A 13,927-nucleotide genomic window follows, 5' to 3' on the forward strand; every position below is an offset into this window, starting at 1 on the left:
ACCTCCGTCTCACTCTTTGCGATACATCGGCGAGAACTCAAAGAGGTCGTTGTTCAACCAACCTGCTGCCCGTAGCGCACCGATAGGATTGTCGTTTTCACTCAGCGCTTTTGCTGCTGACTCTTCCACTGCAACGGCGGCAGGTGCCTGCGGGGTTTTCCCAGCAGTTGCAGGAGGCGGGGCCGTCTGGCTGACGCGGGGTACGACACTTCGGAGCAGAGTAAGGCGGTCTGCCCGACACAAACCGTCAAACGCCATCATGTCATTCAACTGCTCTTCTAGGGGCAAAAGATCGTCAAACCGTCGCATCCGTCCAGGATCTCGACTTCGCAGCGCTGATAAGGCAGGTCTGAGTATCTGCATCTTCGAATTACTAACCTTCTCAATAATTTCGGCAGACACACACTCCGAGCCACTCTGAATCGCATATCGCTGGCTGAGCACCAGCAGCTTCACGAGAAAATCGGTGACGCCTTGCGTGTGTTCGTACAAGGCGTCAAAAATCTCATCGGTGAGTACCGCAGTCTGCTTGCACCACTGATAGCTCCAGAGATTTTCTACCAGTATCTGCCATTCCTCATCGTCCTTTTCAAAACGCTTAAACTCAAGCGTCCCTGAACCAGAGACTCGGCGGGCAGTACGCATGACCTCCGAAAACAAGCTGATCATCGAATTCGTGCCGCTGAAAACGACAGGAATACCAATGTTGTTCACCAGATGTAGAAAGAAATTCAGCATGCTTTCTTTGCCCCCCGTTTTCGCCAAGTGGAGGTTTTGAAGCTCGTCAATCAACAGAGCGCCGATGTAAAACGTACTGGCCACCTGCTCCATCTGCTGCAAGGCGTCATTGATATTCCGATGCCTGTAGCGCTTGTAGTAGTCCTTGTCGCCCAAGGCCTCACCCACCGCATAGAAGAATTGCTGGCAGAAGCCACTCAATGATCCATCCCGTGGGCAGTCAAGCTTGAGCCATGTGATCTGGGTCTGGACGAATTGCTTTCCCTCATAGCGTTCATGCCGAATCGTCTGCGGATAAAGACTCAAGATGGCATGCAACGCTGTCGACTTTCCGATACCACTCAGGCCGACTACCGTAAAAGTCTCGGCGGTAGACTTAAAGGCGTCATGATAGCGCTGAGCCCCCGATAGGGAGTGCAGGTGTCGAACTGTCGACGCTGAGGTAGGGTTGCGACCTACATAACCTCGGCGGATAAGCAGTGAGAACTGGGCCTCCAGCTCTAGATGCAATAGAAACGGTTGCACCACCGTTTTCAACCGGTCAATACAATGAAGCCTGGTCGCGCTTTCAAGGTTCAGCTCATTCGGGTCCACTGGCTGGGGAAAATTCGATATCAGATCCATGGCCGTCACCTCCGACAAGATCGGAGGAAGGGCTTCGATTAGCGGATTCCCAGAATATTCCCGAATATCCTGATTGGAGTAGTTTGCGAAAGTCTGTGCACCTTTCATTGCTTCTGCCCTGGGCGGATTTTTTTGAGCAAATCGATAACCTGCGCAGTGCGCTGGCCGGCGTACGACTCATGTGCTTTCCGGGTAGGTTCAGAAACAGGAGCTACCGGCTCAGCCCGTACTCCATCCGGGACAAATGCGACTTCGCGCTCACGTGACCTTTCTTCAGTACGGTTTTCGCGAATGTTCCCCGTAGCCTCCGCTTTGGTGGCGGCAGCAGGCTCAAGCTTACGCTCCGCAAGTGCATTGCTAACGATTAGATCTACTTCATCGCTGAGCTGCACACGGCTTTCCAGCTCCGCGTGCCGGTGCTGTGGCGGCGTTTGGCGATGCGCTTCGAGCAGGTCATAGATCTCGTCCGAGCGGTAGTCCGAATATTTGACATCAGACCGACGCAGGTCACAGCGGATGAACTGCTTAGAATCATCCTGTATCCAGATATGGGCAGCAGAATTCGGATCGTACCTGCACTCGATCGCCCAAACGCCACGACTGCGTGCCTTGGCAAACCAGTTCTTCTCAACTGCCATCCCGCAGACATAGTGCATACCACGGAAAACAAGCCCACCCTTCTGAACGGTTGCGCGCTCGCGGGGCAACAGGTGCAAGTAGACGAGCTCATCAGGGCGGTTGTTGGGTACGATCATTTGGTTGTCGGATGCCCAGGTCCATATCCCGGTGGGCGTGGGCTCTACACCGTCATTGATCATTGCCTGTGTCAATCGATCAGGCTGGCGATGGTGCCGGTTGTAATGAAGGATGCACCTGATGATGATCTGCGTGAACTCCCTCAGGTTCAGCGTTGCATCGAGCCGGTAATCTCGCTCACCACGCTCCTTATCCCGTGCAGCTACTCCACCAGGAAGCCATCTGATTCCGGTGAGATCATTCAAAATACCAAACCGACTCTCGACCATCGGTTTCCAGTCAGGACGGTACGGGGGCGCAGTGCCCATCTCTATCCCCAGGCCTTTTGAAAGCCCCTCTGCCGCCAGCGACAGCATCTCCCCTCTATCTGCGTATATTTGGTGAGGCAAATGATGGCAGTCCCAGTCCGCCGATTTAATCTCAATGCCGTTCCGCGCACAGAAATCGACCTTAGATGTGAACGTATTGAACAACGCCTGTCGAGCCCCATTCCAGCTCGGACCTTCCAATCCGATATAAAGGCCGACAATCATCCCGGAGAAACTGTCGACAACTATATATACAACTGGCCGTCCTATGAGCATCCGCCGGGAGTAACTGTTAACCAAGTAAATGTCGGCTATGGTCGCATCGATTTCGAACTGATGGCAGGGCCCGCGAAGCCAGTCCCTCACAGTACCAGATAAGGGGCGGCTGTCTTTCAACCACTTCCTTAGTCCCTGACGCCCGCGCTCCGTCTCGACTTCATCAAAAAAAATACCGCCCCAATATTTAAACTGCCTTAGGCTGGGGATTTCTGAAGTCGGCAGAAGCCTAAGCTCTTCTCCATCCTTTTTAGAAACATCGCGCACAGAATAAAATTTTCGTAACATTTCACCATAAGCACTAGAAATGGACGACTTCTTGTCATTTACATAAAGAGCGTAGCCAACTCGAATGCATCGTTTATCCACTGCACTGAGCATTTTGGTAGGCGGAATAAGAACTCCTTGGAACTTTGGTTTTCTCCCTGGAGGTCTTTCCGGGACGTAAACTCGGCTGGCAACACCTACCGCCGTATAGTTCTTCAGCAATGCATTTCGTACCTGACCAAAAACCCAATAGCGGTAAAGAATCCGATAAATAGTTTTCCTCTGAACGCCAAGCTCCGAAGCTCTGCTGCTGACCAATCGACCCAATTCACCTTGAACAAATATTTGCCCTGGATAGTGAGGATCTAGCAGTGGAGCGATTATGGCCCATTTCTCGTCCCTGGCTTGCTTGGCTCTCTCATCCAGATCCTCCTCTAACACCAGCATGAACTCAGGCGTAGTGATAGCCACAGACTTGGTATCACCAGATTGAAGGGAGCCGCGAAGCTCCTCTAACCCTAAGGTGTATGGCTGCCGAGGCGCGTCAACCAAGTCAATCAAAACTACCGCGTCATCTTTATCATCAATGTAAATAACCCTCGCCATCGCGTTGATGACCGACGACTCAGTGACAGGCTCAAAAACACCATTGACGAAAACAGTCACGACAGATTCTCCTTCAGGGATGACTGAACCGGGATTTTGAAGACCTCAAACTTTGGCACTGGCGCGGTAAGGTGTAGAGGAGCATTAACCAGATCGACCTTTAGCGTCTTGGTCCAAATTAGATGAAAGAAAATCCCTTGCGCATCAATATACGAAATGGATAAGTGGTTCGCGATCTTGCGCAGGCATGTGGCTAGCGTCCACGGATATTCTCTACTGTTCTCCAAACATTCAATAAATTCAATATGCAGCGAAACTTTCATCAAGTCTCGATGCAGCTTTGAATATTTCCGGAGTAGCCCGAGATTCTTGATCAGATCAGGAGTAAAAAACTCATCAGTAATGATGGTCCAATCGACACCTTGACTGTTCCAAAATCGCTTTTCAACATCGAGTTTCTCAAACGTGCGCTTGCTGCCTTTACCCACTAGATCCGAACGATATTTAACCGTTCTAGCGACAGACTTAAAGCTCCCGTCAGGCTCCCTCAATGTCAAAAGGAAATCAGTGGTCATCACATACGGTAAGGTGGTTTTAGGATATCTCGGATACCTCACGCCTATCGCGGTCGCGATCGCTTGTGCACGCTCAACCGGAAACAGTGGATATTGCTCACGGATATCCACCACATCTTCAGAAAACTCGCAAACAAGAAAGTACGACCGCTCAAGATCGGAAAGAAAATGGTGAATCCTATCTACCTTTACTCCCTGGATCTTGTGAGAGCGCCCTCTCGAAGGAACGTCCTGAACCCGAAGCCATGGCACATAGCTAACACCGGCGCCCTCGCCAAATCCATTTGCTACGTGCCGTTCAATGTCCTGCTGTGATGCAAAACTGCGACCTCGCAACCCACGCCTCCTCAGTCAATGCGTACAGCTTCACCTCACGCCGGAAAAAGACAGTAGGAGAAAGTGGTCGCCTTACCGACCACCTAAATGATCTCCTACCCTACACCCGTCACAAATCGAAGCGATGAATCCGGACCAACGGAAGAAGCCCGGAAAAGGAAAACCCCCGTAGATACGGGGGTTTCAGGCTTGTGTCAATCTATGTTGCTTTGTGTCGAACTTTATTGTTTTGTGTCAATCTTTATTGTTCAAAACCACTTCATTGTGTTCTCCGTAAATTTAGGGGCGCGAAACCTGCGCCCTGATACCGCCGCTATCCCGGTTTTTTATGCCAAAGCTTGGGATGCAACTGAACGTGTTTTTCCTACTTCGCGGCGCTTTTGCCGAAGGCAAAGCACACAGCGGCGCTGACACCCGCTGCAACAGCGGGAATCATTGGGTTAGGGGCCAGGAAGTAGTGCAGCGCACCGCCAGTCAAACTGCCGGCGACAAAGCCTGCTGCTGCTTTCTGCCAGAGTGGGGCTACACCGTACTGTTTGGAGTAAAAGGCCTTGATACGACGCATTGGACTACCTCAATTTCACGGGCGCGAGAATCGCGCCCTTGTGGCGCACCACCAGGTGCGATTATCAATGACGCGAAGATGGCGTACCTTCACTGGCATAGCCCGCACAGCGGCGGGCTTATAGATGCAGTGGGATTTCCGTTGATTCAGTGCTGATTGCGCAGGGCTGCTTTCGAGGCGTCCCGTTCGATAGCGGCCTGAGTATTCAGGATCGGGAACGAGCTTCCCAAGCCCGGATCGCTCACGACAGCTTTGCTGCACCTGGTGCATTCGTAAATGCAGTAACCCAGCTTGCTGTCAGGGTGGCCCTGGGCGATTTGGAAGTTGTGTCGGCCTAGCAGGCACAGAATCTTCATGGCGTCGTTTCTCTAGACCTTTGGGGCAAAGCCGCCCAGTTCGAACACTGGCTCGGCTTTCGATACATCTACAGCTTCGGTGCGCCCGTCCTGGAGTCGAAAATCGACATTCTGCGGCTTGAGAAAAACGTGGGTAGTGGCCTGGTTGACGATGTTTTCGGCAGTGGTTGTTTCAACCGGGAAGTGCTGCCTGAACGTCGCTGCGTCTTCTGCCTCCACTTCACGTAACTGTTCCGCAGCTTCGTCGCTCAGCCCGCTCTTGGAGTGAGCGAGTGCCAATAGGTCGGTGAGAGCGCCCGACCGCTTGAGGTAATCTGCGTGATCGTCCTCATTGAACGGCCCGACCTGATGCTTGGGATAATAGATGGCCAGCGCTTCCTGATGGGAGCGGGCATTGTCGATCAGCGTTTTTTCCAGTGGTGTAATGGCCATAGTCATTCCTTAGTTGCGCCCGGCTTATCCGGTGCCTCTATCGTCATAGCCCGCACTCGGCGGGCTGGTGATCAGCAGCGTTTTCCGACTTAGCTCTTGTGTTTGAACCAGTGCGGTCGGCAGTACCGAATCCACTCGCTAGATGAATGGCCCAGGCCTGTTCCCAGGGGGCCCACAATCAACAGAGCCAGCCACCAGTACCCGGCTTTAAACAAAACAATCATGGTCATTGTGATGAGCGCGAGGCAAACAGCGCCGATTACAGCAATCATGATCCACACAGTTTTGTTGCTGAGGGCCCGTGCCTTTTCCTGTCTGATCACGTGAATAAGTGCCATACGGGATATCCTTTAACTCTCGAGAATTCCGGTCGCGGCCTGCTTGATTCCGCAAATCACCTCACGGCCAGTTGCACGCTCACGCAGATTTTTGGCATTGAAACCACGAGGGAGGAGGTTATCTCCACTTTGATCGCTCAGGCGAAGCGCCCAAGCGTCCTTCCAGCTCAGTCCGGCCTGTCGTTCAGCAAGATTGTTTCTTAGCTTGTCGAAGGACTGAGTTTTCCCTTTCGCAACTTGGTTTATGTCTCGCAGCGAGGACCAGCGACGGCTGTTTTCATCGGACGCCCAAACAGAGTTCCAGCCCATCGCATTGGCCGTGGAAAGTTCATCGTCACAAAGTTCGTCCACCATCATCAGCGGTTTACTGGACTCAGCAAGAACCGCCTTTGCGGATGCGGCTCCAGCCTCATAGGCTTCTTTTCGTTGTGCTTCGGTAGCCATGATTCGTTCTCAGGTAGATCAATCGAGGCCGCGCAGGGGCAGGCCAAAATCATCGCGCAACACACGCAATTGCTCTTTGTCCATTTCGTCCAAGTCAGAGCAATCGGCGTCGGCTAGGCCCTGACGGCGCAACAGTGCGGCAACATCCTCAACCTGGACAATGAACCGGGCCAGATCAGCAGCTGCGTACAGAATGCCCTGCTGCAACTTGGTCGGTTTCCGAGGGCGTCGGGGCTTTAAGCAGGTGGTCATGGTCTCGTTCTCCGATACCTAGTTAGGTGATTTGATTGCTGGCGTTTCTGCCCTTCTGACAAGTTCATCTGGAACCATAACGGTATCGCCCAGTTGCGAAGCCACAACAGCGCGACAGATGGCAACCAGAGGGCTATCGCCACCCTGGTAGCGTTGATCGTCTTGGCCAGAAACCCAAGCCTCCCAACAGTCCCCGCTCACCTCGATCAAATTCACGCGATACTCAAAGATGAACGGGCCGCCCTAACTCCAATCGGTGGACGGCGTGTAACCACCTGGAACGCGGATAGTACTCAGGCGGAAACCGGTGATTACGGCATGCTTGCCTTCAACCTCAACCAGTTTCTCACCATCGGCCTTAGCCACAGCCCAATCCAAGGCTGCACCAGCCAATTCGCTGGCTTTTACTTCCACTGTTGTTGTCATGGCCTGGATTTTCCCCAGATCAGTGAACCGCTTTCGCACACAGCTCTTTGGCCTGCGCTCGTGCCTCGTCTGCGATGTATTCACGGAAGTCTTCATGGTTCTCGATCATGTCGAGAATGGTCATTTCGTCTTCGTTGGATGCAGCGGTGATTTCGCCGCCGTGCTTCTCAACCAGAGCACGGACGCCAGTGCTGATTGCACTTGAAGCTTCTTGGCCTTCCGGCAGGCGGATGACGTATGTGAGGAATTTGCTCATGCTTTAAGTCCATATCGGTACTGTTCACGGACGCGAAAACGGCGCCCTGGTACGGGCTTAGCCCCACGTTGATGGCGGGGCTTGGGCGTAGCTGGGCGGTTTCTTTTATGCGGCGACCAGCGCCGACATCGCGTCGAGCAGAACGCGCTTTACCTCGTCGGTATCGCCCTCATGCGACACGAAAGCCACGCTGTCCAGCTTGTCATAGGCGGCCTGCATAGCGGCCAGCGCCTTGGGCGCCGAGGTGACTGCGCGGGTGCAAGTGTCGGCAATAAGCCGTTCCTGGTCAGGGTCTGCAGCACGCACGGTGAGGAATAGAATGTAGTCCTCGCCGGCCTCATCCATGCTCGGCACCTGGGCATGGCTGTAGAGCTGGGAATCGCTGACACTGGCCCGCTCCGCTACCGGGAATTTGATCTGCATTGGCTTCATGGTCATGGGTCTCATTCCTTCGATTGGGTGGACGCCGATGGGGTGTCCTCTACGACCTCAGCCCAGCGAGTGATGACTGGGCCTGTGGTGTACCAGGGCGGCAGATACGCCGCGGTTTGCTATGTAGATTGCCGCTCAGTGTCTGTCGCGTCCTCGAAGCCAAGGTTGATCAAATGGTCTTGAAATGTTTCGACGGTCAGTTGTTCAGACCCACTACCTGCGACTACAGCAACCAAGTCATGGCAGAGTGAGAGTGCACGCCAACCGTCATCAAGGACGCGCAATTCAGCACTTCCAGCATGAGAAATCTTCGGCCAAGTGATTTCAAACTCGCCCTGGTAGTTTTCGCCGGCTTCAACGCTAACGATGAATCGCTCGTGGGCGTCATTTTCAAGGGCTGAAGATGCATACCAAGCTCTGGACGTCTGTACGAAGCTCCGCTTGTAAGTGCTCATGGTTTTACGTTACGCCTGCGGTTGAATGGCGGGACTGGCTTTCCAGCCGAATTCGGTCTGACGCCAGATGTAGCCGAGCTTCCGACCAATGCGAAGGTAATAAGATGCCCCTTGGCGAGTGAGCCAAGCTGCGTGCCCATCGGCATCAATCAAGCGAGAATTGCTTCGAGTATTCATGACGATTCCGTAATCAGTTGGCTTATGTCGCCGGGGTGCAGCTGCGGCTCTTTGGAGTAAGATCTCCCTAGCCTCTTGCCTGAACATCCAGGCTGCGGGCACAGCCCCGACTTGTTGTTGGCATTATCCAGCATTACCTGCAAGCGCAAGCAGCAAACTGATACCTTTACTGGGTCGAATAGCTAGAACTCGCGCTGTTAGCGAGCGTCACCCACTGCAGGACTGTCACCCTCATTGACGTTGACCTGTTGGCCAGGAGGCCTGCGAAATCAACTAAAGAAAGCCAGTCGGCTTCAGCCATCCATCCCTCTTCTCCAAGCTCGCTCTCTACGAATGCAGCGATTAAGAATGTGTAATCTTGACAGAGGCCCCATCTTTAGCCCTGCACTCATGCAGATAAATCACATGCAGGCGCTTCCAGTAGTATCGTTCGGCGTCCAGCTGGTCCCGACGCGCTGCTGCGATACATGCTTCCATCGTCTCAAAGAACCGAGAAGGCCCCGCGGCTGGCTTGCATCCATTCATGCAAACAGTTGTTAGGAGAATTACATTCTCAAGACCCACCAATTTAAATCCCTTTTCCTGTTGCGTGGTGTTGCGCGTCGGCAAGCAACAGCCAAGCGCCTTCCTTGAAGGCCCGGCGAACCGGGCGCGTAATGCTCAAAGTGTCTATTCAGTAACAAGAACACCACCGCTATTAACACTGTGTTTCCCAGGTGGGATTAGGACTTTCTCCCCACAGCAAGGGCATTGTGCATTGACAGTGATTGCTCCATGAACGGTCAGCCCCTCCGGCATGTCCAACGTCAACTCACTGACCGTTCCCTTTCCACAGGTATATTGGCGAGTCGCTTTGACATAACTGTTAGAGCTGAGCTTACCGTCTTTAAACGTGAATTCAGGCATTTTTGTCTCCTTGGTGCCCCGGCCGATCCGGCGCTCCTACTGACGTAGCCCAGCATGTGCTGGGCTTGGGCGTACCTGGTCGTTTACCCGGAACTATTCGCTGTCTGCACGCGGTGGAGTATCACGCGCCATACGCTTGGAGCGCATGTCAAAAACGGTGATAGCAGCGGCGACGGCAACGAGCCCGACAACTGCCCCCATGAAGGCGTCACCACTCACAACACTATCAATTGCGCCATAGGCGCCAAGCACAGCTAGTCCGGCGAACAACGTTTCGAGACACAGCTTGCCTTCGCGGCCACGAATTTTGGCGAGAACGAAAATCGCGGCGCCGCTTCCCAAAAGGATAACGTTAAAAACATCACTTTTATTCATCGTTCGGTTTCCTTGCGCTAGTCACGCTTGGGCTTCTTCCAGGGCTTCGATGGCCTGCTCTACAGCATCCACCGCCGTGCTCAATTGCCCGGCTGCCAGCTCCATCGCTTGACCACGTTCGGTTTGTTGCAAGCCTTCGCTCAGATTGTCGAAGCCTTCCTGTTCTTCCTCTTGCAACTGCTCGATGCGCTCGCGCAGATCCTGCAACTGCGTGGTGATTTCAGTCAGTTCCTTGCGGCGTGCCTTGTTCATTCTTCCGGGACCAAAACAAATTCAATCAAATCGGACTTCACCTTGGGCGAGGTAGCCATGCGCCCGAAAGCGTGGTTGAGGGTGTAGGTCGGTGGGATCACCAAAGGCCCACCCTCGGGAGAATCCTTAGCGAAGTCATGCCGCCGTTGAATCTTTGCACCCTTGGGGAGCCAGACCGTTACCTTCGACTGACCTACCAGCGCAGGGCAACACACGATTTCATCGTCCACCGGCTCAAACTTATATGTCGCCGGGTTGCGTTCAAACCACTGACACAGTGCGACCATTTTCACGCTTTTCGTGCAAGGCTTCGACATGGCGATTTTCTACAAGAAAACCGTGTCAGTGACGGTCTTGCCGCCATCGGCACCGATGGCGGTCATGAGCATGCGCGCACCTTCGCCGCCACGTGGCTCGAAGCCCTCGGGAGCCTCGATCAGGAAGCCAAATGCGCGTGTTTCTTCGCTGCCAAGGGTGTAGCCGCGGCTGAAGTCCTCATTCTCCGGCAGGCGATCAGCAAAAAACGGTCGCACCATCTCGACCTCACTGGCGGTGAGCGGATAGAAAACGTTGTTCGAGTGCTGCATCAACCATCCACCGTTGCCTGCATGACACAAGATGTAATTGTCCGAACCGAACTGCCCCTGCTTCAAACGCACCTGGGCAACCCAACCGATTGAGCCACGCATTGAGGCGCCATGCGGGCCTGTCTTCACGAACATGCCTTGCTCGGGCATGCGGCGCCCCGAAAAACCGCCTACGGTCTGCATCCAACGAAGCTCATGATCAGCATGGATTGCATCGTGGATTTGCCTGTGCAGCTCGTCGAACTCGGCCTGGTTGCTTTCATCCAGCGGCATATCGTCATTCCTTCGATAGGGTGGACGCCGAAGCGGTGTCCTCTACGGCCTCAGCCCAGCATGAGCTGGGCTTGGGCATCCTGGGGTTAGTCAACAGCGGTTTGCAGCGGCCTCAACAGCAAGATTTGGCATCGCCATCTCCAGCGCCGCGCGGTTCGGGAACTCGCGGTACAACTCCAGGAATTCGTGGTCCTCGGCGTCGAACGCATGAACCAGGCAAGCGGTATCAGGATGGGGAATTCCGGTGCCGCCCGGATCAGTGATGTGGAACCGCACGCTGCCGATCACCTTCGCGGCGCACACTTGGAAGGCGTCAGCATCTTCGAGGTAGTAGCCAGCAGCCGACCACAGTTCGCAGAGCTGGTCGGTGATGCGCTGATGCCACTCCGCTTGAGAGTAGAGTCCAAAGGCGCCTTCTTGAACGCTGCAGGAGGATACCCAGGAGAACGGCACACCGCAGTGCATCGCATGCTTGAGTTCATCGGTCATCAGATTGTGAGCATTCATCGCTATTTCCTCGGGATTCGTTAGGGATTCTCCGATCAAGTCAGCACAGGCCACCTGAGCTGTGCTGAAATAGCCCTCCCGTCAATTTCCCCCCACAAGCCCTCCATCCCATGAGTCAGATGAGCTTTTCCGATTTCGAGTACGCTGGTAAGCGCAAGCAGACCCGCCGCGAACGTTTCCTGGCCGAGATGGAGCAGGTGGTGCCGTGGAGCGGTTTGGTGGCATTGATCGAGCCGCATTACCCAAAGGCTGGCGGTGGCCGCAAGCCTTACCCACTGGAAACCATGCTGCGTATTCACCTGCTGCAGAACTGGTTCTCGTTGAGCGACCCAGCCATGGAAGAAGCGCTGTACGAGATTACTTCGATGCGCCAGTTTGCTCATCTAACGCTCAGCGCTCCGATCCCCGAAGACACGACAATCATGAATTTCCGGCACCTGCTGGAGAAGCACCAACTGGCTTCGGGGATTCTGGAAACTATCAATAATTACCTTCGAGACAAGGGCCTGTCGTTGCGCCAGGGCACCATTGTCGACGCCACCATCATTCACGCCCCCAGTTCGACCAAGAACAAGGAAGGCAAACGTGATCCTGAAATGCATCAGACGAAGAAGGGTAATCAGTATTTCTTCGGCATGAAGGCGCATATTGGTGCCGATGCTGAGTCGGGCCTGGTGCACCACGTCCACGGCACAGCGGCGAATGTGGCTGATGTAACGGAGGTCGCTCACCTGCTACATGGTGATGAAAATTTCGTCTGTGCCGATGCGGGTTACACCGGCGTGGAAAAACGGCCTGAGCATGACGGGAGGCCCGTGATCTGGCAGGTCGCGGCTCGCCGCAGTACCTACAAGCACTTGAGCAAACGCAGCGTGCTTTACAACGCCCGACGCAAGATCGAGAAAGTTAAAGCGCAGGCACGAGCGAAAGTCGAACATCCCTTTCGCGTGATCAAGCGTCAGTTCGGTTATGTGAAAACCCGCTTCCGTGGCTTGGCCAAGAACACGGCGCAACTGACCACGCTGTTTGCGCTGTCGAATCTGTGGATGGTGCGCCGGCAATTAATGCCTGCTGCGGGAGAGGTGCGCCCGTGAGGGCAGATAACCAAGGCTTTGCCTTGGTTATCCAATAATCAGCGACTGAAAGTCAGGCTTTTCGGCATCCCCGAACCGCCCATTTCCGGCCGATGGGCAACTTGTTCGGAGTTTCCTTAGAGCACAGCGTCTCACGGTTTTCCGACTTCGCAAGGGCACTATCAGCACGGCATGGCTACACATGAACATCCAGTTTGGCCACCAGGCGCTTCAGCCACTTGGGACCGGCCAGGACCGCCTCCCGAATCCGCTTTCATGGCGTTTTCTCTCAACTTGCCTCTGGTGCGCGGCGTCTACAAAGTGGCTGATCGATGTCTCGACTTGAAGGGGATCTGTTCGAGCGAAATCTCGACCAGGCCGGACTCTCTAAGGCGTTGTACTTGCTCATGTGGCAGATCAGTTCGCCACTTAAATGCGTTTTGCCAACCCAGGGTCCAGGCGTAGCCTTCGAGCGAGTCTGGGGCTGATGTGCAGGATGACACTAGCTGTCCGTCGCGGTATGCATCCCTGCCAGCACTACTGCCTTTTTCAAACGTCCGTACCGTTTCTGTGCTCGCCCTCATTGGTGCGAACGGTCACTTCAATTTTTTGCACACCTGGTGTCATGCTGTAGGGCTCCTAGTCACCTTGATCAAAGTCTTTCGGATTTGTGTAGTGGACTAGCTTGCAGGCCATTGAGCTTTAGTCGGGCTGCAACAGCCAACACATGGATCACCTTCATGGTCGTGACCAACGCCGTAGCACCATTCACAGTCAGCGTTCTCCGGAGTGTCGGTCCTGGGCTCCAGCATTGCCTTGTACGCCTTGACTGCTACCTCTTTCGAAAGCGGATAGCCAAGGCCGGCGGCAACCAGCTTTTCCTCAAGCTCAAGCTCCATGCGCCAGTCTTTGGCAGCGACGGCGCGCATCTTGTTGGTATCCATGAGATTTCCTATGGCCGGGAGGATTTGTAGTCGGCTTCTCTCGGAACCTTCGCGGCTGGGAAGCAATCAACGTTGATGGTGGTGCCCTTCGGGATCATCAATTGCGCAGAACTACGAATATCATTTTTAATCGATCTGCCGTCCGGCCCTTTGATTGCACAACCTGGCGCGTCGATCACCAACGGCCCACTAAATGGGTCAAAATTCGAGCTTGGAACACTCTCGGATAGCAAAGACTTGATCGATACAGTCGCCGCCCAAGTAGTTAGGATGCCAAAGCAAATTGCGACGATGAGGATTCCCCCATTTTCCGAGTCTCTTTTCACATTCATTTCTTTCGATTCCATGCGCTGAAAGTGCCCTGTCTTTACGACCGCGGCCAGCGCGGGGG

General features: G+C 54.1%; 18 protein-coding genes and 1 pseudogene. 1 reads left to right on the plus strand and 18 read right to left on the minus strand.

Translation table 11 applies throughout. The features are described from left to right. Window positions 1-9: 9 nt before the first annotated feature. The 16 genes and pseudogenes from AC05QJ_RS32295 to AC05QJ_RS32370 form a co-directional block, all read right to left on the minus strand. Window positions 10-1,470, minus strand: a complete 1,461-nt coding sequence (locus tag AC05QJ_RS32295; RefSeq protein WP_476748106.1) for an ATP-binding protein — start codon at window positions 1,468-1,470, stop codon at window positions 10-12. Further along, entirely contained in the window at window positions 1,467-3,635 is a 2,169-nt protein-coding gene (locus AC05QJ_RS32300; protein ID WP_476748107.1) for a Mu transposase C-terminal domain-containing protein, read from the minus strand. Before AC05QJ_RS32300 ends, AC05QJ_RS32295 begins: the two co-directional genes overlap by 4 nt. Next, entirely contained in the window at window positions 3,632-4,486 is an 855-nt protein-coding gene (locus AC05QJ_RS32305) for a TnsA endonuclease N-terminal domain-containing protein (protein ID WP_476748108.1), read from the minus strand. The genes AC05QJ_RS32300 and AC05QJ_RS32305 overlap by 4 nt, the downstream gene beginning before the upstream one ends. 364 nt (window positions 4,487-4,850) lie before the next feature. Beyond that, entirely contained in the window at window positions 4,851-5,051 is a 201-nt protein-coding gene (locus AC05QJ_RS32310) for a hypothetical protein (RefSeq protein WP_476748109.1), read from the minus strand. A gap of 368 nt (window positions 5,052-5,419) precedes the next feature. Further along, window positions 5,420-5,839, minus strand: coding sequence for a hypothetical protein (locus AC05QJ_RS32315; protein ID WP_476748110.1), 420 nt, complete (start codon window positions 5,837-5,839; stop codon window positions 5,420-5,422). Window positions 5,840-6,189: 350 nt separating this feature from the next. Then, window positions 6,190-6,621, minus strand: coding sequence for a hypothetical protein (locus AC05QJ_RS32320; protein WP_476748111.1), 432 nt, complete (start codon window positions 6,619-6,621; stop codon window positions 6,190-6,192). An 18-nt stretch (window positions 6,622-6,639) separates the two neighbouring features. Further along, window positions 6,640-6,873, minus strand: a complete 234-nt coding sequence (locus tag AC05QJ_RS32325; RefSeq protein ID WP_476748112.1) for a hypothetical protein — start codon at window positions 6,871-6,873, stop codon at window positions 6,640-6,642. A gap of 18 nt (window positions 6,874-6,891) precedes the next feature. Beyond that, window positions 6,892-7,395: pseudogene (locus tag AC05QJ_RS32330) on the minus strand (phage protein NinX family protein). Then, window positions 7,319-7,555, minus strand: a complete 237-nt coding sequence (locus tag AC05QJ_RS32335) for a hypothetical protein (RefSeq protein ID WP_476748113.1) — start codon at window positions 7,553-7,555, stop codon at window positions 7,319-7,321. Before AC05QJ_RS32335 ends, AC05QJ_RS32330 begins: the two are co-directional and overlap by 77 nt. 105 nt (window positions 7,556-7,660) lie before the next feature. Next, complete coding sequence (locus tag AC05QJ_RS32340; RefSeq protein WP_476748114.1) at window positions 7,661-7,993, minus strand: hypothetical protein; 333 nt, start codon at window positions 7,991-7,993, stop codon at window positions 7,661-7,663. 113 nt (window positions 7,994-8,106) lie between these two features. Next, window positions 8,107-8,442, minus strand: coding sequence for a hypothetical protein (locus AC05QJ_RS32345; RefSeq protein ID WP_476748115.1), 336 nt, complete (start codon window positions 8,440-8,442; stop codon window positions 8,107-8,109). A gap of 1,176 nt (window positions 8,443-9,618) precedes the next feature. Further along, window positions 9,619-9,900: a hypothetical protein gene (locus AC05QJ_RS32350; protein WP_476748116.1), complete on the minus strand. Its 282-nt coding sequence runs from the start codon at window positions 9,898-9,900 to the stop codon at window positions 9,619-9,621. A gap of 21 nt (window positions 9,901-9,921) precedes the next feature. Then, entirely contained in the window at window positions 9,922-10,152 is a 231-nt protein-coding gene (locus AC05QJ_RS32355) for a hypothetical protein (protein WP_476748117.1), read from the minus strand. Beyond that, on the minus strand, window positions 10,149-10,469 hold the full coding sequence (locus AC05QJ_RS32360) for a hypothetical protein (RefSeq protein WP_476748118.1): 321 nt from the start codon (window positions 10,467-10,469) through the stop codon (window positions 10,149-10,151). Before AC05QJ_RS32360 ends, AC05QJ_RS32355 begins: the two co-directional genes overlap by 4 nt. A 9-nt stretch (window positions 10,470-10,478) precedes the next feature. Continuing rightward, on the minus strand, window positions 10,479-11,012 hold the full coding sequence (locus tag AC05QJ_RS32365) for a hypothetical protein (protein WP_476748119.1): 534 nt from the start codon (window positions 11,010-11,012) through the stop codon (window positions 10,479-10,481). A gap of 90 nt (window positions 11,013-11,102) precedes the next feature. After that, on the minus strand, window positions 11,103-11,519 hold the full coding sequence (locus AC05QJ_RS32370) for a hypothetical protein (protein WP_476748120.1): 417 nt from the start codon (window positions 11,517-11,519) through the stop codon (window positions 11,103-11,105). 110 nt (window positions 11,520-11,629) lie between these two features. Between AC05QJ_RS32370 and AC05QJ_RS32375 the strand changes: the two genes are divergently transcribed. Beyond that, window positions 11,630-12,613, plus strand: a complete 984-nt coding sequence (locus AC05QJ_RS32375) for an IS5 family transposase (protein WP_476748121.1) — start codon at window positions 11,630-11,632, stop codon at window positions 12,611-12,613. Window positions 12,614-13,272: 659 nt separating this feature from the next. On the opposite strand, the gene AC05QJ_RS32380 is transcribed toward AC05QJ_RS32375, so the two are convergent. Together AC05QJ_RS32380 and AC05QJ_RS32385 are read right to left on the minus strand one after the other, a co-directional pair. Further along, a complete protein-coding gene (locus tag AC05QJ_RS32380; RefSeq protein ID WP_476748122.1) occupies window positions 13,273-13,536 on the minus strand; it encodes a hypothetical protein in 264 nt (87 codons plus the stop codon). Window positions 13,537-13,544: 8 nt separating this feature from the next. Next, window positions 13,545-13,883 (minus strand): hypothetical protein, encoded by a 339-nt coding sequence (locus AC05QJ_RS32385; protein ID WP_476748123.1) that lies wholly within the window; start codon window positions 13,881-13,883, stop codon window positions 13,545-13,547. Window positions 13,884-13,927: the final 44 nt, after the last annotated feature.

The sequence above is a fragment of the Pseudomonas sp. TUM25319 genome (assembly GCF_056388475.1).